Origin of the sequence: Streptomyces sp. NPDC079141 (assembly GCF_040686775.1) — a bacterium.
In the GTDB taxonomy this organism is placed as follows: Bacteria; Actinomycetota; Actinomycetes; order Streptomycetales; family Streptomycetaceae; genus Streptomyces.
Genome location: NZ_JBFBLP010000011.1, coordinates 223,542 through 243,282 on the forward strand (window position 1 = coordinate 223,542; position 19,741 = coordinate 243,282).

Annotated in this window: 19 protein-coding genes; 12 read left to right on the top strand and 7 right to left on the bottom strand. The window is 72.5% G+C overall.

What is annotated here, in order from left to right; translation table 11 throughout:
- The first annotated feature begins 53 nt into the window (after positions 1-53).
- The gene (locus tag AB0Q90_RS27725) at positions 54-1,094 is read left to right on the top strand and encodes a hypothetical protein (protein WP_363164640.1); all 1,041 of its coding nucleotides are present in this window, start codon (positions 54-56) and stop codon (positions 1,092-1,094) included.
- Between the two features lie 12 nt (positions 1,095-1,106).
- Complete coding sequence (locus AB0Q90_RS27730) at positions 1,107-2,204, top strand: phosphotransferase family protein (RefSeq protein ID WP_363164577.1); 1,098 nt, start codon at positions 1,107-1,109, stop codon at positions 2,202-2,204.
- A 20-nt stretch (positions 2,205-2,224) separates the two neighbouring features.
- Here the strand turns inward: AB0Q90_RS27730 and AB0Q90_RS27735 are convergent, their stop codons facing one another.
- A complete protein-coding gene (locus AB0Q90_RS27735) occupies positions 2,225-2,668 on the bottom strand; it encodes a hypothetical protein (RefSeq protein ID WP_363164576.1) in 444 nt (147 codons plus the stop codon).
- A gap of 268 nt (positions 2,669-2,936) precedes the next feature.
- On the opposite strand from AB0Q90_RS27735, the gene AB0Q90_RS27740 reads away from it, so the two are divergent.
- From AB0Q90_RS27740 to fxsA, 4 genes are all read left to right on the top strand, one after another.
- Complete coding sequence (locus AB0Q90_RS27740) at positions 2,937-3,377, top strand: Lrp/AsnC family transcriptional regulator (RefSeq protein WP_004002750.1); 441 nt, start codon at positions 2,937-2,939, stop codon at positions 3,375-3,377.
- 48 nt (positions 3,378-3,425) lie between these two features.
- Positions 3,426-5,030 (top strand): amidohydrolase, encoded by a 1,605-nt coding sequence (locus AB0Q90_RS27745; RefSeq protein ID WP_363164575.1) that lies wholly within the window; start codon positions 3,426-3,428, stop codon positions 5,028-5,030.
- 544 nt (positions 5,031-5,574) lie between these two features.
- Complete coding sequence (locus AB0Q90_RS27750; RefSeq protein ID WP_363164574.1) at positions 5,575-6,459, top strand: polyprenol monophosphomannose synthase; 885 nt, start codon at positions 5,575-5,577, stop codon at positions 6,457-6,459.
- 71 nt (positions 6,460-6,530) lie between these two features.
- On the top strand, positions 6,531-7,088 hold the full coding sequence (gene fxsA, locus AB0Q90_RS27755; RefSeq protein WP_363164573.1) for an FxsA family membrane protein: 558 nt from the start codon (positions 6,531-6,533) through the stop codon (positions 7,086-7,088).
- Positions 7,089-7,200: 112 nt separating this feature from the next.
- Here the strand turns inward: fxsA and AB0Q90_RS27760 are convergent, their stop codons facing one another.
- The 4 genes from AB0Q90_RS27760 to AB0Q90_RS27775 form a co-directional block, all read right to left on the bottom strand.
- On the bottom strand, positions 7,201-7,575 hold the full coding sequence (locus tag AB0Q90_RS27760; RefSeq protein WP_003977404.1) for an RNA polymerase-binding protein RbpA: 375 nt from the start codon (positions 7,573-7,575) through the stop codon (positions 7,201-7,203).
- A gap of 255 nt (positions 7,576-7,830) precedes the next feature.
- Complete coding sequence (locus tag AB0Q90_RS27765; protein WP_363164639.1) at positions 7,831-9,165, bottom strand: MFS transporter; 1,335 nt, start codon at positions 9,163-9,165, stop codon at positions 7,831-7,833.
- 55 nt (positions 9,166-9,220) lie between these two features.
- Positions 9,221-9,988 (bottom strand): glycerophosphodiester phosphodiesterase, encoded by a 768-nt coding sequence (locus AB0Q90_RS27770; RefSeq protein WP_363164572.1) that lies wholly within the window; start codon positions 9,986-9,988, stop codon positions 9,221-9,223.
- A complete protein-coding gene (locus tag AB0Q90_RS27775) occupies positions 9,985-10,674 on the bottom strand; it encodes a hypothetical protein (RefSeq protein ID WP_363164571.1) in 690 nt (229 codons plus the stop codon). Before AB0Q90_RS27775 ends, AB0Q90_RS27770 begins: the two co-directional genes overlap by 4 nt.
- A 64-nt stretch (positions 10,675-10,738) precedes the next feature.
- Between AB0Q90_RS27775 and AB0Q90_RS27780 the strand changes: the two genes are divergently transcribed.
- A complete protein-coding gene (locus AB0Q90_RS27780) occupies positions 10,739-12,238 on the top strand; it encodes a PLP-dependent aminotransferase family protein (protein ID WP_363164570.1) in 1,500 nt (499 codons plus the stop codon).
- 35 nt (positions 12,239-12,273) lie between these two features.
- On the opposite strand, the gene AB0Q90_RS27785 is transcribed toward AB0Q90_RS27780, so the two are convergent.
- Both AB0Q90_RS27785 and AB0Q90_RS27790 read right to left on the bottom strand, forming a co-directional pair.
- Complete coding sequence (locus AB0Q90_RS27785) at positions 12,274-13,860, bottom strand: ABC transporter ATP-binding protein (protein ID WP_363164569.1); 1,587 nt, start codon at positions 13,858-13,860, stop codon at positions 12,274-12,276.
- Positions 13,861-13,900: 40 nt separating this feature from the next.
- Positions 13,901-14,095 carry a hypothetical protein gene (locus tag AB0Q90_RS27790; protein ID WP_015661880.1) on the bottom strand — a complete coding sequence of 65 codons (195 nt, stop codon included), beginning with the start codon at positions 14,093-14,095 and terminating at the stop codon, positions 13,901-13,903.
- Positions 14,096-14,356: 261 nt separating this feature from the next.
- Here AB0Q90_RS27790 and AB0Q90_RS27795 point away from each other — a divergent pair, with 261 nt between their 5' ends.
- From AB0Q90_RS27795 to AB0Q90_RS27815, 5 genes are all read left to right on the top strand, one after another.
- Positions 14,357-14,749 (top strand): ankyrin repeat domain-containing protein, encoded by a 393-nt coding sequence (locus tag AB0Q90_RS27795; RefSeq protein WP_363164568.1) that lies wholly within the window; start codon positions 14,357-14,359, stop codon positions 14,747-14,749.
- A gap of 301 nt (positions 14,750-15,050) precedes the next feature.
- On the top strand, positions 15,051-16,469 hold the full coding sequence (locus AB0Q90_RS27800) for a HEAT repeat domain-containing protein (protein WP_363164567.1): 1,419 nt from the start codon (positions 15,051-15,053) through the stop codon (positions 16,467-16,469).
- A gap of 139 nt (positions 16,470-16,608) precedes the next feature.
- Positions 16,609-17,736, top strand: a complete 1,128-nt coding sequence (locus AB0Q90_RS27805) for a glycosyltransferase family 1 protein (protein WP_363164566.1) — start codon at positions 16,609-16,611, stop codon at positions 17,734-17,736.
- Positions 17,733-18,890 carry a glycosyltransferase gene (locus tag AB0Q90_RS27810; RefSeq protein ID WP_363164565.1) on the top strand — a complete coding sequence of 386 codons (1,158 nt, stop codon included), beginning with the start codon at positions 17,733-17,735 and terminating at the stop codon, positions 18,888-18,890. Before AB0Q90_RS27805 ends, AB0Q90_RS27810 begins: the two co-directional genes overlap by 4 nt.
- The gene (locus AB0Q90_RS27815) at positions 18,887-19,723 is read left to right on the top strand and encodes an SGNH/GDSL hydrolase family protein (RefSeq protein WP_363164564.1); all 837 of its coding nucleotides are present in this window, start codon (positions 18,887-18,889) and stop codon (positions 19,721-19,723) included. The genes AB0Q90_RS27810 and AB0Q90_RS27815 overlap by 4 nt, the downstream gene beginning before the upstream one ends.
- Positions 19,724-19,741 lie beyond the last annotated feature (18 nt).

The following is a 19,741-nucleotide window of genomic DNA, read 5'->3' on the forward strand; positions in this document are numbered from 1 at the left end:
ACGACCGCCCGGTACCGCTCGACGAGTACCCCGTGCACCAGGTCCCGCTGTCCATGAAGCATGTCGCGACCGGCGACCGGAACGCCTACGACCGCTGCATCTTCCACGTCCTCGACCACCGGGGGCGAGCCCTGCTGATCCTCGGCCTCGGGGTGTATCCCAACCTCGGGGTGATCGACTCCTACGCGACCCTGCGCGTGGGCGACACCCTGCACGCGGTACGGGCCTCGGACGCGCTCGGCGACGATCGGATGCGGCTCGCCGTCGGACCGCTGAGGATCGAGGTCGAGCGGCCGCTGAGCCGACTGCGGCTGGTCGGCGAGGACGACTCCCTGTCGTACGACCTGACCTGGACCGCCGACTTCCCGGCCCTGTGGGAACCCCATCACCTCCAGCGCCGCGGTGACCGGCTGACCCTCGAAGGGCGCCGGTTCGTGCAGGCGGGAAGCGTGGCAGGCGTGATCCGCGCGGCCGGCGAGGAGTTCCGGGTCACCGCCGCCGAGTGGACCGGCACCCGCGACCGCAGCTGGGGCGTGCGGCCCGTACCGGGGGAGGAGGGTGGACGGCTCGCCGAGGAGCACCCGACCGAGGGCTTCCACTGGATCTGGTGCCCGGTCCGGTTCGAGGACCGGTTCCTGATGGTGATCGTCCAGGAGGACGCGGACGGGCACCGCTCACTGAACGAGGCGACCCTGGTCCGCCCCGGCCGGCGTGACCGCCAACTCGGCTGGCCCCAGGCCGAGATCACCTACCGCCCGGGCACCCGCCACCCCGAACGCGCCGTCGTCCATCTCGGCGACGTCCGCAAGCCCCAGGAACTGGAGGTGGAGGTCCTCACCTCCTCCCCGCTTGCCATCGGCGCCGGCTACCCGCCCGCCGACGACTGGCAGCACGGCACCTGGCAGGGGCGCGGCTGGGTCGACCGGCGCACCTACGACCTCACCGAGGCGCACCCCCTGACCGCGTACGGCGTCACCGACCACGCGGCGCGCTTCCACCTGGACGGACAGGTCGGCCACGGCATCTTCGAGCACGGCTCGTTCGGGCGGCACGACCCGAGCGGCTTCACGGACTTCACGTCGGTCGCACCGTAGGGGGTTCACCTCATGGCAGCCACAGCACCCCGCCCGCGCACCACCACCCGCGACCCGGAGGAGATCGCCCACCGCCTCACCGCCTGGCTCGGCACCCGGCTGCCCGGCGCCAAGGCGGTCGGCGTCACCGTCCCCGCGTCGAACGGCCTGTCCAGCGAGACCCTGCTCTTCGACATCGAGCACCCCGAACCCCCGGTGCGGGGCTGTGCGTTGCGGCTCGCGGCGGATCCGGCGGCGTACACCGTCTTCCCGGTGTACGACATGCCGCGCCAGTACCGGACGATGCGTGTCGTCGCCGAACGCACGGACGTGCCCGTGCCGAAGGTGCTGTGGCTGGAGGAGGACGCCGGCCCGCTCGGGGCGCCCTTCTTCGTCATGGAGCGCGTCGAGGGGCGCGTCCCGCCGGACGTGATGCCGTACACCTACGAGGGCAACTGGCTGCACGCGGCGAGCGACGAGGAGCGCGCGCGGCTGGAGGCGGCGACGGTGGGGCTGTTGGCCCGGCTGCATGACCAAGTGCCCGTGCGGGACGCCGAGTTCCTGGCGTTGCCCGGTGAGGGCGACGCGCTGCGCCGGCATGTCGCCGCCCAACGTGCGTACTACGAATGGGTGGTTGACGGTCTCGCCCGCTCACCGTTGATCGAGGCCGCCTTCGACCGCCTGGAGGAACTCTGGCCGCGGGAACCGGGCGCGCCGGTGCTCAACTGGGGCGACGCGCGGATCGGGAACGTCGTCTACAAGGGGTTCGAACCCGCGGCCGTCCTGGACTGGGAGATGGCGGCACTGGCTCCGCGCGAGGTCGACCTCGGCTGGACCGTCTATCTGCACCGCTTCTTCCACGACCTGACGGTCGCCTTCGGACAGCGCGGCCTGCCCGACTTCCTGCGCCGTGACCGGGTCGAGGCCCGCTATGCGGAGCTCACCGGCCACACCCCGCGCGACATGGACTTCTACACGCTGTACGCCGCCCTGCGGCACGGCGTCGTGATGCTGCGGATCGCCTACCGCCAGGCCCACTTCGGCGAAGTCGCCGTCCCGGCGGACCCGGACACACTGATCCTGCACCACGGCAGTCTGCGAGCCATGGTGCAGGGCAGCTACTGGGATTGAGTGACCGCTTCGCGGTGCGTTCAGGCGGCCTGGTTCCGCATCGCGGGCACCCGCATCGGGCGCGAGCCCGGGCCGCCGACGTGCGAGAAGGGCTGCGTCCGCCAGTCGAGCCCCTGAGGGAGCGTCAGCAGCAGGGCCGTGTCCTGCTCCTGGGGCTCGGCCGACTCGTCCGCGGAGCGGGCGTCGGCGGCACGGCGGCCGGTTCCGGCGCACACCGTCAGGCCGAACGGGTTCCACGGCGACACGCACAGCGCGTGCTCCGGCAGGACCTCCTCGTCCGCCAGCAGGGCGATGGGCTGCGCGCAGTCCGGGCAGATCACCCGGTACATCTCGAAGGTGTCGTACGCGTCGAACTCGTCGTCGGCGAGGTCGGATACGTCGGGTTCGACGCCCTCCGGCTCGGGCTCGACGACAAGCTGCGGGCGCTTGGGTGCGGTACGACCAGGGCGCTTAAGACTCTGCATGGGATTCTCCCCCTCGGGCTGGGCCGTTCAGGCACTGCGGCCTCGACCACAGCAAGCACTTCCCGCCACGTCTTGGCGGTAATCACGGCAACATCACAGAGGTCGCCCGAGAGCTGTGGCGTTCGTCACATGCCGCGCGCAGGTGCCCGGCGCGGCCGGTTTGTCCCCCAGGCGGCTCACAGACTTCACGCGGTCACATCACAAACCGGGCATGACCTGGGCCGCTCAGGTATCCGAGGAGATCAGACGCACTGTAGGTTCTTGCGCCATGGAGGAGCTGGACCGACAAATTGTGCAGCTGCTCGTCAAGGACGGGCGGATGAGCTACACCGATCTGGGCAAGGCCACGGGCCTGTCCACGTCCGCCGTGCACCAGCGGGTGCGACGGCTGGAGCAGCGTGGCGTCATCCGCGGCTATGCCGCCGTGGTCGACCCCGAGGCCGTGGGGCTGCCCATGACGGCCTTCATCTCGGTGAAACCGTTCGACCCCAGCGCACCCGACGACATCGCGGACCGCCTCGCCGGCGTGCCCGAGATCGAGGCCTGCCACAGCGTCGCCGGCGACGAGAACTACATCCTCAAGGTGCGCGTGGCCACCCCGCACGAGCTGGAGGAACTGCTGGCCCGGCTGCGGTCGCTGGCCGGGGTCTCCACGCGGACGACGGTGGTGCTCTCCACCCCCTACGAGGCACGGCCGCCCCGTATCTGACCCCACCTGCGTGTCGGACGGCCGGCACGAGGCGGGAGACTGTCCCCCATGAGTGAGCGCACCGCCGAGTCCGAGCCGAAGACCGTCCTGCTCCGCCGCGGAGAAGTCCACAGCCCCGCCGACCCGTTCGCCACGGCGATGGTCGTCGAGCACGGCCAGGTCGCCTGGGTCGGCTCGGAAGGCGCCGCCGACGCCTTCGCGGACGGCGTGGACGAGGTCGTGGATCTGGACGGCGCGCTCGTCACCCCGGCCTTCACCGACGCCCATGTGCACACCACCGCCACGGGCCTCGCCCTGACCGGCCTCGACCTGTCCGCCGCCCCATCCCTGGAGGCGGCCCTGGCCCTCGTACGGGACTTCGCCGCCGCCCGCCCCCAGGACCGCGTCCTGCTGGGCCACGGCTGGGACTCCTCCCGCTGGCCCGGCGGCCGCCCCCCGACGCGGGCCGAGCTCGACGAGGCCGCCTCGGGGCGCCCGCTGTACCTGTCGCGCATCGACGTCCACTCGGCGGTCGTGACGACGGCCCTGCTCGACATGACGTCCTTGGGGCGCGTGGACGGCCCGCTCACCGCCGACGCCCACCACACCGTCCGGGCGACAGCGCTCGGCGCGGTCACGCCCGCACAGCGCGTCGAGGCCCAGCGCGCCGCCCTCGCCCACGCCGCCTCCCTCGGCATCGGCACCCTCCACGAGTGCGGCGGCCCGGACATCTCCTCCGAGGACGACTTCACCGGCCTGCTGCGGCTCGCCGCCGAGGAGCCCGGCCCCCGCGTGGTCGGCTACTGGGCGGAACAGGACGTCGACAAGGCCCGGGCCCTCGGCGCGGCCGGCGCGGCGGGGGACCTGTTCGTCGACGGCGCCCTCGGCTCGCACACCGCCTGTCTGCACCAGGCCTACGCCGACGCCGACCACACCGGCATCGCCTACCTCGACGCCGGAGCCGTGGCCGCCCACGTCGCCGCCTGCACCGAGGCGGGCCTCCAGGCCGGCTTCCACGCGATCGGCGACGCCGCCGTCACCGCGGTCGTCGAGGGCGTGCGGGCCGCCGCCGAGAAGCTGGGCCTCGCCCGCATCCGCGCCGCCCGCCACCGCGTCGAGCACGCCGAGCTGCTCACCCCCGAGACGATCGCGGCCTTCGCCGAGCTCGGCCTGACCGCCTCCGTCCAGCCGGCTTTCGACGCGCTGTGGGGCGGCGAGGACGGCATGTACGTACGGCGCCTGGGTACCGACCGGGCCCGCGCCCTGAACCCCTTCGCGGCCCTGCTGCGGGCCGGTGTGCCCCTCGCCTTCGGCTCCGACAGCCCGGTCACCCCCCTGGACCCCTGGGGCACGGTCCGCGCGGCCGCTTTCCATCAGACGCCCGAGCACCGCGTCTCGGTCCGGGCCGCGTTCACCGCGCACACGCGCGGCGGCTGGCGCGCGGTCGGCCGGGACGACGCGGGCGTCCTGGTCCCCGGCGCCCCCGCCGACTACGCCGTATGGCGCACCGGTGAACTAGTGGTCCAGGCGCCGGACGACCGGGTTGCGCGCTGGTCGACCGACCCCCGCTCCGGCACCCCCGGCCTGCCCGACCTGACACCCGGCCGTGACCTGCCCGTCTGTCTGCGCACGGTGGTCGGCGGACGGACGGTGTTCGTACGGCCGGGCGAGTGATCTCCCGCGCCCTCGTGCGGCCGATCGTGCGTCACCGTCGCCTCGCACGACCTGCGCATCCTCCGCGCTGACCAGGCAGTTGAGGAAAGAATCGCAGGTCAAACGACTGTTGACAGCCGACGGCAGCGGGCCGGTAGGTTCTGCCGAGTCCACCACCGGACGCCCGACCGGGGAACGACAAAACCTTCAGGTCCTCGCCTCAGCGCCGCTGGGTCAGGGACGGTGTGCCGCACCGGGGCACCGCCACTGGGAGCCAGGCTCAGCGCCCGCGCCGCGGCGAGGGAACGTTCCGGCCGGTCGGGGAGGTGTGACCCCGGGTGGGGCCCGGGCGCTCAGTAGACAACGGCTTTCGGTCGACCCGCAGCCAGCGGGCCCCAGGTCGGCCCGAAGGGCGCCGGGCCCCCATCCGCAGGACACATGATCCGAAAAGCTGAGCCCTACCCCGTTCTTCTGGAATCGACACCACCATACGAACGGGATGTCACGTCATAGCAGGCCGCGGCCACTATGGTGGACGTCTGCGGACGGACACGAAGGGGCAGCAGTGAACGACGGCGACGAGACCCGCGAGGCGCGGGACTCAGGGAGGCGGTTCGGCCCGCTCGGCACGGCATTGGTGATCATCCCGACCTACAACGAGGCGGAGAACATCAAGGCCATCGTCGGCCGGGTGCGCAGCGCCGTGCCCGAGGCGCACGTTCTCGTGGCCGACGACAACAGTCCCGACGGCACCGGCAAGCTCGCCGACGAACTCGCCGCCGAGGACGACCACGTCCAGGTGCTCCACCGCAGGGGCAAGGAGGGGCTTGGCGCCGCCTATCTCGCGGGCTTCCGCTGGGGCCTGGAGAAGGGCTACGGAGTCCTGATCGAGATGGACGCCGACGGCTCCCACCAGCCCGAGGAACTGCCCCGTCTGCTCACCGCGCTCAAGGGCGCCGACCTGGCCCTCGGCTCCCGCTGGGTGCCCGGCGGACGGGTCGTCAACTGGCCCAAGAGCCGGGAGTTCATCTCCCGCGGCGGCAGCCTCTACTCGCGCATGGCCCTCGACCTGCCGCTGCGCGACATCACCGGCGGCTACCGCGCCTTCCGCCGCGAGACCCTGGAGGGCCTCGGCCTCGACGACGTCGCCTCCCAGGGCTACTGCTTCCAGGTCGACCTCGCCCGCCGCGCGGTGAAGGCCGGCTATCACGTCGTGGAGGTGCCCATCACCTTCGTCGAGCGTGAGCACGGCGACTCCAAGATGAGCCGCGACATCCTCGTGGAGGCGCTGTGGCGGGTCACGACCTGGGGCGCCAAGGAGCGGGTCGGCAAGCTGCTGGACCGCACCAAGCCGTCCCGGACGCCGCCCGCGGAGCCGAGCGACCCGACCGGGCCGTCCCGGACGCCGCCCGCGGAGCCGACCAAGCCGTCTCAGACGCCGCCGTCGTAGCCCTACGCCGCACAAGCCCCGTTGATCATCCCCTTATCCCGCACTGAGCCGGGGCCAGGCACACTGGATGCATGACGACTGGCGCTCCGACTCCCACGCATCCCGCCCGGCCCCGGCGCTCCCGGCTGCGCAGGTTCCTGCCGCTCGGCATCGCCGCCTGGCTGGTGCTGGAGATCTGGCTGCTGACCGTGGTCGCGGGCGCGGCGGGCGGCCTCACCGTGTTCCTGCTCCTGCTCGCCGGCGTCGTGCTCGGCTCGGTGGTGATCAAGCGGGCGGGCAGGCGCGCCTTCCAGAAGCTGAACGAGGCCCTGCAGAACGGCGGGACCCCCGCCGAGGGCGGCGGTGGCAACGGTCTGATGATGCTCGGCGGCCTGCTGCTGGTCCTGCCCGGGCTGATCTCGGACGTGGTGGGCCTGCTCCTGCTGGTCCCGCCGGTGCAGAAGGGGCTGAGCCGGTATGCGGAGCGCTCCCTGGAGCGCAGGTTCCGCCAGGCCGGCCCCGGCACCCTCGGCGACGCCTTCCAGCAGGCTCGTATTCACCGGCCCGACGGAAAGGTCGTGCAGGGTGAGGTCGTCAGGGACGAGCCGGGGGACACCCCGCCGGAGCCGCGTCCGCCGCTGACCCACTGAGCCGGACGCACACCGAGCGCCCCGGACACACGCGAAGAACCGCGGGCGCCGTACTTGAACGTACGGCGCCCGCGGTTCTTGTTGTGCGTATCGGGTTCCGGTCCCGGCAGAACTAGGCCGACTTGCGGCTGTCCCTGGGGTGGACCGCGATGTTCATCGCGCCGGAACGCAGAACGGCCAGGCGCTCCTCAAGGACCTCTTCGAGCTCCTCGCGGGTGCGCCGTTCCATCAGCATGTCCCAATGCGTACGCGCGGGCTTGGCCTTCTTCTCCTCAGGGCCGTCGCCGTCAACGAGGAGTGCCTGGGCCCCGCAGACCTTGCACTCCCACTCCGGCGGGATCTCCGCCTCGACCGAGAAGGGCATCTCGAACCGGTGCCCCTTCTCGCATGCGTACTCCACGGCCTGGCGCGGGGCCAGGTCGATGCCGCGGTCCGTCTCGTAGCTGGTCACCACGAGGCGCGTGCCGCGAAGAGCTCGCTCACTCATGAATCGTGCCTCCCGGGCTTGTCGCCCACAGGACAGGTGTCGCTGTCGTCGTCATCCGGTCAACGTCCGGTCGGCGGTAAAGATTCCCGTTCCGGGTCATGCGTCGCCGTCGTAGCCGCCCCTTGTTGTACCCACCAGCGCCCGGTTTGTCACATCTGCTAGCAGATGTCACCCAGCGTTTCGGCATCTTTGACGCGCAGTAACGGTACGCCTGGCAGGCCAAACGCGTACACTACAGCCCTTTCGCGCTGAACGCTAAATCCTCTCGGGAATCGGGTTGCCCGCGTCGTGGATCGCCCGCCGGACCGGAACCCGGGCGAGCAGCACGAATCCGACGGCGAAGAAGGCCACCAGCGAGATGATCGCGTCCCGGTAGCTGCCGGTCAGCTGGTAGGTGAGCCCGAACAGCAGCGGGCCGAGCCAGCTCATGCCGCGGTCGCTCACCTCGTACGCCGAGAAGTACTCGGCCTCCTTGCCCGGCGGGACGAGATGGGAGAACAGGGAGCGGGACAGTGCCTGGCTGCCGCCCAGTACCAGCCCGATGCCGGCCGCCAGCACGAAGAAGAACACCGGTGCCCCGGCCGGCAGGAAGTACCCCGCCGCCAGTGTCACCGTCCATGCGACCAGCGAGCCGAGGATGGTGCGCTTGGCGCCGTACGTCCGGGCCAGCCGCCCCATCAGCAGAGCGCCCGCCACCGCCAGCAGCTGGACCAGCAGCACCGCGCCGATCAGCGTCGACTGCCCGAGCCCCAGTTCCTCGGAGCCGTAGACCGAGGCCTGGGTGATCACGGTCTGGATGCCGTCGTTGTAGACGAGGTAGGCCAGCAGGAACGCCAGTGTCAGCGGATGGCGGCGCATGTCGCGGATCGTCGCCGCGAGCTGCCGGAAGCCGGACGCGGTCGTCCGCTTGGCGGGGGAGGCGCGGCGGTCGCGCAGTCTGCGCAGCGGTACGAGGGTGAAGGCGCCCCACCACAGACCCGCCGACGCCAGACAGATACGGACGGCCGTGGTCTCGGAGACGCCGAAGGAGTCGTGCGCCAGATAGAGGACCAGGTTCAGGACAAGGACCAGGGCTCCCGCGGCGTAACCGAAGGCCCAGCCCCGGGAGGAGACCGCGTCGCGCTCCTCGGGCGGGGCGATCTGCGGCAGATAGGAGTTGTAGAGCATCATCGCCACGGACTGCGCCGCGTTCGCGACCACCAGCAGCAGGCCGCCGAGGAGATAACGGTCGCCGTCGAGGAAGAACATGGCCGCCGTCGCCGTGGCCCCGGTGTACGCGGCGGCCGCCAGCAGGGGCTTCTTGCGGCCGCTGCGGTCGGCGGCGGCGCCCACCAGGGGCATCACCAGCACCGCCACGATCACCGACAGGGACACCGAGTAGGCGAAGAAGGACCCGGCCCGCACGGGGATGCCGAGGGGATGGACGAACCCGTCGGCGTCCGCGGCCTCCTCGGCCACCGACGTCAGATAGGGGCCCAGGAACACGGTGAGCACGCTCGTCGAATAGACGGAGCACGCCCAGTCGTAGAAGTACCAGCCGCGCTGCTCGTGCCGCCGCCCGGCGGCCTCCTCGGCCGCCTTCGTCTCCATGGTGCCGGTGTCCACCCGCGCCCTCGCTTCCCCGTCCGGGCCGCGGGCCGCCGGGTCAGACCCAGACGCCCCGGTCCTCCATGACCTTGCGCAATGTCTCGATGTGATCGGTCATGATGCCATCGACGCCGAGGTCCAGGAGCCGGTGCATACGGTCCTCCTCGTTGACCGTCCACACATGCACCTGAAGCCCGCGCGCGTGGGCGGTGCGCAGGAAGCGGTGGTCGACGACCTGGATGCCGGACTGCATCTCGGGAACCTGCGCGGCGACCGCCGAGCGGCGCACCGCCGCGGGCACGCCCCAGGAGCGCAGCCGCAGATTGAGCACGCCGCGGGTGCCGTAGGAGGTGGCGAGCTTGGGCCCGGCCAGCCGCTGGGCCCGCACCACGCGCGCCTCGGAGAAGGAGCCGAGGCAGATCCGGTCCCAGGTGCGGGTGCGCTCGATCAGGTCGAGGAAGGGCAGCAGCGCGGACTCCGACTTGACGTCGACGTTCCACCGCGCCTCGGGGAAGGCCTCCAGCAGCTCCTCGAAGAGGGGTACCGGTTCCTGCCCGGCCACGCGCGCGTGCCGTACGTCCGCCCAGGGCAGGTCGGCGATCCTGCCCGCCCCGTCGGTCACCCGGTCCAGCGTGGAGTCGTGGAAGGCGACCAGCTTGCCGTCGCGGGTGGCGTGGACGTCGGTCTCCAGGTACCGGTAGCCCAGGTCCACCGCGCGCCGGAACTGCAGCTGGGTGTTCTCCAGGCCCTCGGCGTCGCCGCCGCGGTGGGCGAAGGGGATCGGGCCCGGATGGTCGAGATAGGGGTGGCGTATCGGCGTGCTCACCGTCGCAGTATGGCCCGACGGGGTTGACCGGTGGCAACGACCGTGCTGCCGCCGGGTGCCTGGGGGACGGCGAAGACGCGCAGGAAGAGCTGGGCGAGCGGGCCGATGGTCAGCGCGTAGAGCAGCGTGCCGACGCCGATCGTGCCGCCCAGGAGGAAGCCGGAGACGACCACCGCGATCTCGACGGCCGTACGCATCAGCCGGATCGAGCGGCCGGTGCGCTGGTGCAGCCCCGTCATCAGGCCGTCGCGCGGGCCCGGACCGAAGCGGGCGGCGATGTAGAGGCCGGTGGCCGCGCCGTTCAGGACGATGCCGGCGACGAGAAGGGGTATCCGGACGGAGAGGGAGTGCACCTCGGGGAGCGCGGCCAGCGTGCCGTCCATGGCGATGCCGACCACGAACACATTGGAGACGGTGCCGAGGCCCGGCCGCTGGCGCAGCGGGATCCACAGCAGGAGCACCGCGGCGCCCACGATGATCGACACGACGCCGATCGTGAGGCCGGTCAGCTCGGCGAGGCCCTGGTGCAGCACGTTCCAGGGCTCCAGGCCGAGGCCCGCTTCGACGAGCAGCGCCGAGCTAGCCCCGTACAGCGCGAGACCGGCGTACAGCTGGATCAACCGTCGCCCGAGGCGGCCTGTAGTGGACAAGAGAGTCCCCCCTGTGGTGGTAGTGGCCTGGTTCATGACACCCTGTGGCTTGAGGTGAACGGCCATCCAGGGCCAATTCGGGGAAGGTGGACTGATTTCCATGGCGCAGTGGACTTCGGCGGTGGGGCCGGCTCAGCTCGCCCGGCTGCTCAGCTCCCAGCAGGACCGCCCCGCGGGGCCCGGCACGCGCCGCCCGCCCGCCTATCGCGCGCTCGCCGACGGCATCCGGCTGCTGGTCCTGGAGGGGCGGGTGCCGGTGGCAGCCCGGCTGCCCGCGGAGCGCGAACTGGCCCTCTCCCTGTCCGTCAGCCGTACGACGGTCGCCGCGGCCTACGAGGCGCTGCGCACCGAGGGCTTCCTGGAGTCCCGGCGCGGAGCCGGCAGCTGGACCGCCGTCCCGGCCGGAAACCCGCTGCCCGCGCGCGGGCTCGAACCCCTGCCGCCCGAGGCCCTCGGCTCGATGATCGACCTGGGCTGCGCGGCCCTTCCCGCGCCCGAGCCCTGGCTCACCCGGGCCGTGCAGGGCGCCCTGGAGGAACTGCCGCCGTACGCCCACACGCACGGCGACTACCCGGCCGGACTGCCCGCGCTCCGCGCGATGATCGCCGAGCGGTACACCGCGCGCGGGATCCCGACCATGCCCGAGCAGATCATGGTGACGACCGGGGCGATGGGCGCCATCGACGCCATCTGCCACCTCTTTGGCGGGCGGGGCGAGCGCATCGCGGTCGAGTCGCCGTCGTACGCCAACATTCTTCAGCTGATGCGGGAGGCGGGCGCCCGCCTGGTGCCCGTCGCCATGGCCGAGGGGCTGGACGGCTGGGACATGGACCGCTGGCGGCAGGTGCTGCGCGACGCGGCGCCCCGGATCGCCTATGTCGTCGCCGACTTCCACAACCCGACCGGCGCGCTCGCCGGCGACGACCAGCGGCGGCAGATGGTGGACGCGGCACGCTCGGCCGGGACGGTGCTGGTCGCCGACGAGACGATGAGCGAGCTCTGGCTCGACGAGGATGTCGACATGCCCCGGCCGGTCTGCGCCTTCGACCCGGCCGGGGCCACCGTCATCACCGTCGGCTCGGCCAGCAAGGCGTTCTGGGCGGGGATGCGCATCGGATGGGTGCGGGCGGCGCCGGACGTGATCCGCAGCCTGGTCGCCGCGCGTGCCTATGCCGACCTGGGGACACCGGTGCTGGAGCAGCTCGCGGTGAACTGGCTGTTCAGCACGGGCGGTTGGGAGCAGGCCGTCGAGCTGCGCCGGCATCAGGCCCTTGAGAACCGGGAGGCGCTGGTCACCGCGGTGCGGCGGGAGCTGCCCGACTGGGAGTTCGAGGTCCCGAAGGGCGGACTCACCCTGTGGGTCCGCACGGGCGGACTGTCCGGCTCACGCCTTGCCGAGGCGGGCGAGCGGGTGGGCGTCCGTGTGCCCTCCGGACCGCGGTTCGGAGTCGACGGCGCCTTCGAGGGGTATGTGCGGCTGCCGTTCACCGTGGGCGGAGCGGTGGCGGAGGAGGCCGCGGTACGGCTGGCCGCGGCGGCGCGGCTGGTGGAGAGCGGCGGGACCGCGGGCGGGGAGACGCCTCGGACGTTCGTGGCCTGATCCCGCCGGCACTGCCTCGTCGTCCGGTTCGACAACTAGGACGTCGGCTGGGGAGTCTCCGCCACCAAGGCCTCGGCCGGGACCGGCTCGGGGTGCTCTTCCGCGTCCGCCGGGGTCGTGCGCGGCGGAAGCAGGTCCAGGACCGCCTGGCGGTGGGTGTCGCTCGTGGCGTCGTCGTAGGGGTCCGGGGTGGCCGGGACCTGGAGGCGCAGGACGGGGCCGGTGCCCAGGCGGGCGTAGCCGCGGCCCGGGGGGACCTGGGCGATCGGGGTGGTCTGCGCGGGTGCGCCCAGGACCGCCGTGAGCTGGTCGGCCGTGGCGGGTCCCAGGACGGCACGCGCGCGTGTGTGCTGCCGTACGGGCTCGCTCAGGAGTTCCGCGCTGTCGAACTGGTCGGCCACGACCACCGTGACGTTCGCCGCGCGGCCGTGCCGCAGGGGCACCTGGAGCAGGGACTGGGGATCCTTGTGGCCGTCGGCGGCGGCGAGGTGGGCGAAGGCGGTCGGGCGGTCCAGGAGGATCCACAGGGGGCGCTTGGTGTCCTCGGGCGGCGGGTGGCCGGCCTGGCGGGCGCGGTTGATGGCGATCAGCCGGCGCTCCGTCTCGTGCGCGGCCCACTCCAGGCTGGCCAGCGCTCCGGCCGCCGCGCACTCCACCGCGAGCACGCCGTCGCGGCCGGTCAGGCAGGCGTACTCGCCGGTGCCGCCGCCCTCGACGATGACGACGTCGCCGTACTGGAGCGCCTGGAGGGCGATCGAGCGGAGCAGGGTGGAGGTGCCACTGCCGGGCTGGCCCAGGACCAGCAGATGGGGCTCGGTGGAGCGGATTCCGGTGCGCCAGACGACCGGCGGCATGTCGCGCTGCTCCTCGCCGTGGGTGAGGGGGAGCGTGCGCTGGACCTCGCCGGGGTCGGTGAAGCCGAGCACCGTCTCGCCGGGGGCGGTGACGAAACGCTGGGCGGCGATGTCGGTGGGCAGCGGCGGCAGGACCGCGAGGGAGAGCTGGTTGCCCTCCTCGTCCCAGGTGAAGCGGTATTCGCGGCCGCGTCCCGACTTCGCGGTGAGCAGGTGCTCGATGCGGCCGCGGGCCTCGGGCTCGCCGTCGGTGAAGTAGGCCGGGTAGCGGATCGTGAGGCTTGTGACGCGTCCGGAGGCGTCGAACTCGTACCCCGGGAAGACGTTCTCCCACTCACCGCCGTGGGAGTACAGCGGGGCGGGGTCCTCGGCCGCCGAGAAGTACGGGACGAGGGCCTCGTACAGCGACTTCAGGCGCTCCGTCTGGGACTCGTCGGGGCCTTCGGGCGCCGGTGGGGTGCGGTCCCGGCCCTGCCAGGCTGCCGCCGCCATCAGCGTGATGACGGCGAGCAGCGGGCCGTACGGCACGAGCGCCACGACCAGGATCACCGAGGCCACCAGGAACAGCAGCGGCCCGCGCTTGTCCTTGGGGGTGTCGGCCCACTTGCGCCGCCCGGCCGCTGCCAGCCGGCGCAGTCCGCGGGTGATCGTGATCAGTGGATGGAGGACGTCGGTGGCGCTGTCGGCCGCCGTCCGGGCCAGCTCCCGGCTCCGGGCGATCTGCGCGCTGCCTGTACTCAGGATGCGGGGGAGGGGGCGCCGGGCCACTGGTGTCTCCTGAAGGTGCGTACGGACGGGACGTGCGGCGTCAGAACTTGATGCCGCCGAGGAGGCTCGCGAGGCTCTCGCCGCCGGCCTTGATGCTCGGGGCGATGGCGGTACTCGCGAGGTAGAAGCCGAAGAGTGCGGCCACCAGGGCGTGCGACGCCTTGAGTCCGTCCTTCTTGAAGAAGAGGAAGACGATGATGCCGAGCAGGACCACGCCTGAGATGGACAGGATCATTTGAGTTCTCCTGGTTCGTGGGGACAGTCACCATGAGTACTTCCAGGCTCACAGGATGTATCCATACGATAAAAGGTGCAAATGGGGGAATTTTCCCAGATTTCCCCCAAGTGGCGGAGCCGTCCTGGGCCGGTTGAGCTGGGCTCTTGCGTCCGACCGGGTTCGTGGTGATCTTTACCTCGGGCACAACGGGTCATGTGCCGCGGGAGCCAGTACCCTGGCGATTCACCTGAACGGTTGTAATGAGAGGCGGTCCGGCCGATGAGCGAAGCCCCCGACCCCGAGGTCGTGGAGCTGGCGACGAAGATCTTCGATCTGGCCCGGCAGGGGCGGACCGAGGCGCTCGTGGCGTACGTCGACGCGGGCGTTCCGGCCAACCTCACCAACGACCGGGGCGACTCCCTGGTGATGCTCGCCGCCTACCACGGCCACGCCGAGGCGGTGCGCGCCCTGCTCGCCCGGGGTGCCGAGGCGGACCGGGTCAACGACCGAGGCCAGACCCCGCTCGCCGGGGCCGTGTTCAAGGGTGAGACGGACGTCATCAAGGCCCTTCTGGAGGGTGGCGCCGATCCGTCGGCGGGCACTCCGTCGGCCGTCGACACCGCCCGCATGTTCGGCAAGACCGAACTGCTCGAATTGTTCGACGCACAGTGAACCGAATGTTCTGACCAGCGAAGACACAGAAAACGGGGGAGGCGGTAAAGGGCCGCCGAAATTTCGGTCGCGGCAGATGGAACTGCCGAGTCATCATGACGTCGTGATTCACGGACGCGATGGCTGGGCAGGTGTTGCCGCACCGCGCGGGCCGTGATGCGGTCCGCATGGGCCACCGACGAGAGGCAGAGGAAGATGGTCTACAGCAAGCAGGAAACGGCGGGCGCCCCGACGTGTTGTCACGCGGCCAGGTAAAGCACGATCCCCGGTTGCGTCGACGCTTGATGTGAGGCTGTTTCCCATGTTCGATCCGGTCATAGCGCCCAGCGGTACGCTGCTCGGCCTGCTTCAGCGGGGCCGCGGCGACGGAACGCTGCACGCGCTCACCGCCCCGCGAGCCGAAGCGCTCGCGGCGCTCAACCACTGCGTGCTGAGCGACCCCCGCCACGACTGGCAGGTGGAGAACCGCTCCCTCTACTACGCCCGACTCTTCCTCGACCTCAACGGCGAGCTGGACGAGATCGAGGCGCACCTCTTCGACGTCGAGGACTTCTTCGACACCGAGGAGTCACGTACCGGGCTGGCCCTCGCGGTCCTCGGTCACCTCGCCTCCTACGGCAGGCGGGACGCGCTCGAACTGCTGCGCAGGTACGCCGCCTCAGGCTCCAACTGGGCCTGGGCGCTGGACGAGCTGGCGCTCAGGGACGACGACGCCGGGCTGCGCGCCCTCGCGGCGCCCGTCCTGGCCCGGTTCGCCACCGACGCCGAGGGCGAGGCCGAACTGGCCGCGGCCGTGCGCGACGCCTTCGAGCCCCGCCCCTGGCGGCTGTGGGCCGAGGATCCGCGCGAATCCGTCGCCACGCGGGTGCGTGCCGCTCAGGAGACGGGCTGTTTCGACCGCTGGCAACGGCAGATGCGACCTACCGGGCCCCGGCCGGGGTGGAGCGTGCAGGCCGTCTTCGAGTGGGCCCAGCAGGGCGTCGAACGCGGCGCCGCACTGCATGTGCCCGCCGCCCGGTGTCTCACGGCCGTCGCCGGCCCCGAGGACCGGCCCGAGATCGTCCAGGCCGCCAAGGACGGCAGCGAGGGAGCCCGCTGCACCGCCCTGCGCTACCTGGCCGACAACAACGATCCCGATGCCCTCGACCTGATCGAGGCAGCCGTGAGCACCGGCCCGCGTCCCGTCGTGGACGCCGCCGTCGACGCCTTCGAACGCATGCGGAGCGTCGCCGCCGTGGACCGGGCGCGCGGCTGGGCCCGGCGCCCCGATCCCCTGGGTGCCTCCGCCGGACGCATGCTCGCCTGCCGTGGCGGAGCCCAGGACAGCGAACTGGTCCTCGCGGCCCTGCGGGAAGCCGTACGGGGCGAGGGACCCGACGCACCGACCCTGTGGACCCTCGTGGACGGCGCCGGACGGCTCGGCATCGCCTGCGCCGCCCCCGTCCTGCGCCATATCTACCGCGAGACGGCCTCGTCCCATCTGCGCGGCCGGACCGCCCGGGCCCTAGCCGCCACCGACCCCTCCTTCCCCTCCGGATTCGCCGTCGAGTGCCTCTGGGACTGCGAGGAGACCACCCGCGAGATCGCCGCCCGGCACGCCGAGACCGGTGACAACCGGGTCGTGGAGCGACTGCGCCGACTCGCCGCCGACCCGGCCGAGGAGGCCGAGGTCCAGACAGCCGTACGCAGCCGGATCGGGCCTGACACGCCCGCCGTGTGAACGACGGATGACCCGCGGGTCAGGCGGGCATGGACGCGGCCTGACCCGCTCGGGTGTGCAGCGCAACGCTCATGGGACGTTTGTCGTTCGGAAAGATCCACTTTGACGCGGCCACGTCCAGTACGGCGACAACACCGGTATGCGTGTCGTCATCGTGACCGAATCCTTTCCCCCCGATGTGAACGGCGTGGCCCACTGCGCGCTCCAGACCGCCCGACACCTCGTCGATCGCGGTCACGCCCCCGTCGTCGTCGCCCCCGCCCCCGCTCCCGGGCACAAGCTGGGCGCCCTTGCGCCCTGCCCCGTCGTCCATGTCCCCTCCCTCCCGCTCCCCGGCTACCCCCAGGTCCGCGTCGCTCTCCCCAGCCGACGCCTGGCCGCCACGCTCGTCGAGCACAACGCCGACCTCGTCCACCTGGCCAGCCCCTTCGTCATCGGCGTCCGCGGCATGGCGGCCGCCGCGCGGCTCGGCATCCCCGCCGTGGCCGTCTACCAGACCGACCTGGCCGGATACGCCCGCACCTACATGGGCGCCGGCGAGGCGGCCGCCTGGCGGCGCATCCGCTCCGTCCACTCGGCCTCCGACCTCACCCTCGCCCCCTCCAGCGCCTCCCTGAACGACCTGGAGGCACACGGCGTGCCCCGGGTGAAGCTGTGGCCGCGCGGTGTGGACACCGTCCGCTTCCGTCCGGAACTCCGGGACGAGGCGCTGCGCCGCGAACTCGCCCCGAACGGCGAGACGATCGTCGGCTACGTCGGTCGGCTCGCCCCCGAGAAGCACATCGAGCTCCTCGCCGGAGCCTGCGGCCTGGACGGCGTCCGGGTCGTCGTCGTGGGCGACGGGCCGAGCCGGCCCGGTCTGGAACAGGCGCTGCCCGGCGCGGTCTTCCTCGGCCGTCGCACCGGCGACGACCTCGCCCGGATCTTCGCCTCGCTGGACGTCTTCGCCCACACCGGCCCCTTCGAGACCTTCTGCCAGACCGTGCAGGAAGCCATGGCCAGCGGAGTGCCGGTCGTCGCGCCCGCCGCGGGCGGCCCGCTGGACCTGGTCGCCCACGGGCACACCGGGCTGCTGGTGCCGCCGCGCGACGCGGCCGCCGTCCGGGACGCGGTGGCGGCCCTCGCCGCCGACCCCGCCCTGCGCTCCGCCTACGGAGCCGCCGCCCGCGCCATGGTCGAGGGGCGCACCTGGGCGGCCGTCGGCGACCAGCTCATCGGCCACTACGCCGATGTGCTGGCGAGCCGCAGGACGGCGGTGGCCGCGTGAACCCCATACGCATCGTCCGTCTCGCCAACTTCGTCGCGCCCGCCTCGGGCGGGCTGCGCACCGCCCTGCGCGAGCTCGGCAAGGGCTTCAAGGCGGCCGGGCACGAGCCCGTGCTCATCGTGCCCGGTGAGAGCCACAGCGACCGCGAGACCGAGCAGGGCCGGGTCATCACCCTGCCCGGGCCGCTGCTGCCCGGCACCGGCGGCTACCGCGTCCTCACCGACAAGCGGCGCGTGGCCGCCCTCCTGGAGGAACTGGCCCCGGACCGCCTGGAGGTGTCCGACCGTACGACGCTCCGGTGGACCGGCAAGTGGGCACGGCGGGCCCGCGTGCCCGCCGTGATGGTCTCCCACGAGACCGCCGACGGCGTCCTGCGCACCTGGGGGCTGCCCGAGGGCGCCGCCCGCCGCGCCGCCGACGCCCTCAACGTCCGTACGGCGCACACCTACGCGCGCGTGGTGTGCACGACGGAGTTCGCCGAGCGGGAGTTCGTGCGGATCGGGGCGCGCAACGTCGTCCGGGCGCCGCTCGGGGTCGACCTGGTGGAACGGCACCCCGCGCTGCACGACCCCGGGCTGCGGGCACGGCACGCGCGCGGGGACGAGACGCTGCTGGTGACGTGCACCCGGCTCTCGGTGGAGAAGCGGCCCGGAACGGCGCTGGACGCGCTGGAGGCGCTGCTCGCGCGCGGGCAGCGGGCGGTGCTGGTGGTCGCCGGTGACGGCCCGCTGCGCCCACGGCTCGAACAGCGGGCACGGGAGCGCGGGTTGCCGGTGACCTTCCTCGGGCATGTCTCCGACCGCGGTCTGCTCGGCGCGCTCCAGGCGTCCGCGGACGTGTGTCTGGCGCCGGGGCCCGCGGAGACGTTCGGTCTGGCCGCCCTGGAGGCGATGGCCTGCGGCACGCCCGTGGCGGTGAGCACGTCCTCCGCGCTGCCGGAGGTCATCGGGGCCGCCGGGGCCGTCGCGGCGGACCACGGGGAGGGCTTCGCCGACGCCGTGGAGCTGCTTCTCGCCCGCCCCGCGACGGAGCGGCGCGAGGCGGCACGCGCGCGTGCGGAGTGCTTCGGCTGGGACACCGCGGTCGCGGCCTTCCTCACCGCGCACGACGTGCCGGTTCCCGGGCGCACGAGGGTGGCGGAGGGCGTCGGATGAGACCCCTGCGTTTCGCCGCCCTCGGCGACTCGCTGACCGAAGGAGTGGGCGATCCCGTCGGCGACGGGTGGCGCGGCTGGGCCGCGCTGCTCGCCGCCGGGCTCGCCGAACAGCCCGTGGAGTTCACCAACCTCGCCGTCAGCGGAGCCCAGACGCGCGACGTGCTGGAACGGCAGCTGCCCGCCGCGCTGGCACTGCGGCCGGACGTCGCCTCCGTCGTCGTCGGCGTCAACGACACCCTGCGCTGCACCTTCGACATCCGTGCCGTCGCCGCCCGGCTCGACACCGTGTACGCGGCCCTCACCGGGCAGGGCGCCGTCCTGCTCACGGCCTGCCTGCCCGACCCCGGCGCGATGCTCGGCCTGCCCGGCGCGTTGGCACGTCCGCTGGCTCGGCGGCAGCGTGCGGTGAACGCCGTCGTGCACGCGCTGTCCGAGCGGTACGAGGCGGTGCATCTGCATGCGTCCGAGGGCGCCTGGCTCACGGACCGTGCGATGTGGAGTGCGGATCGGCTGCATCCCGGTGAGCGGGGGCATCGGCAGTTGGCCCTGCGGTTCCATGCGCTGCTCGCCGAGGGCGGGCTGGCGACGGGTTTCGCGCCCTCGGCGGAGCCGGAGTTCCCTGCCCCCACGAAGTCGGCGAGTCTGTGGTGGCTCGCGACCGCGGGGACGGGGTGGGTGGCTCGGCGGTGCACCGACCTGCTGCCGCAGCTTCTTACGCTTGCCGTCGACGAGATGCGGCACCGGGCGCGGGGGACGAGTGCGCGGCTCGATGTGCGGGCCTCGGCCGCGGTGTCGGCGGCGTTGGCCTCTTTGGCGGTGCGGGAGGCGTAATTGCCCCTGAAGGGCGCC

Excerpts from the sequence above, each read along its gene's own strand:
- AB0Q90_RS27760 (WP_003977404.1), bottom strand. The coding sequence starts at position 7,575 with ATGAGTGAGCGAGCTCTTCGCGGCACGCGCCTCGTGGTGACCAGCTAC.
- AB0Q90_RS27815 (WP_363164564.1), top strand. The coding sequence starts at position 18,887 with ATGAGACCCCTGCGTTTCGCCGCCCTCGGCGACTCGCTGACCGAAGGA.
- AB0Q90_RS27805 (WP_363164566.1), top strand. The coding sequence starts at position 16,609 with ATGCGTGTCGTCATCGTGACCGAATCCTTTCCCCCCGATGTGAACGGC.
- AB0Q90_RS27775 (WP_363164571.1), bottom strand. The coding sequence starts at position 10,674 with ATGAACCAGGCCACTACCACCACAGGGGGGACTCTCTTGTCCACTACA.
- AB0Q90_RS27730 (WP_363164577.1), top strand. The coding sequence starts at position 1,107 with ATGGCAGCCACAGCACCCCGCCCGCGCACCACCACCCGCGACCCGGAG.
- AB0Q90_RS27725 (WP_363164640.1), top strand. The coding sequence starts at position 54 with ATGAAGCATGTCGCGACCGGCGACCGGAACGCCTACGACCGCTGCATC.
- AB0Q90_RS27765 (WP_363164639.1), bottom strand. The coding sequence starts at position 9,165 with ATGGAGACGAAGGCGGCCGAGGAGGCCGCCGGGCGGCGGCACGAGCAG.
- AB0Q90_RS27735 (WP_363164576.1), bottom strand. The coding sequence starts at position 2,668 with ATGCAGAGTCTTAAGCGCCCTGGTCGTACCGCACCCAAGCGCCCGCAG.
- AB0Q90_RS27790 (WP_015661880.1), bottom strand. The coding sequence starts at position 14,095 with ATGATCCTGTCCATCTCAGGCGTGGTCCTGCTCGGCATCATCGTCTTC.
- fxsA (WP_363164573.1), top strand. The coding sequence starts at position 6,531 with ATGACGACTGGCGCTCCGACTCCCACGCATCCCGCCCGGCCCCGGCGC.
- AB0Q90_RS27795 (WP_363164568.1), top strand. The coding sequence starts at position 14,357 with ATGAGCGAAGCCCCCGACCCCGAGGTCGTGGAGCTGGCGACGAAGATC.
- AB0Q90_RS27800 (WP_363164567.1), top strand. The coding sequence starts at position 15,051 with ATGTTCGATCCGGTCATAGCGCCCAGCGGTACGCTGCTCGGCCTGCTT.
- AB0Q90_RS27780 (WP_363164570.1), top strand. The coding sequence starts at position 10,739 with ATGGCGCAGTGGACTTCGGCGGTGGGGCCGGCTCAGCTCGCCCGGCTG.
- AB0Q90_RS27745 (WP_363164575.1), top strand. The coding sequence starts at position 3,426 with ATGAGTGAGCGCACCGCCGAGTCCGAGCCGAAGACCGTCCTGCTCCGC.
- AB0Q90_RS27740 (WP_004002750.1), top strand. The coding sequence starts at position 2,937 with ATGGAGGAGCTGGACCGACAAATTGTGCAGCTGCTCGTCAAGGACGGG.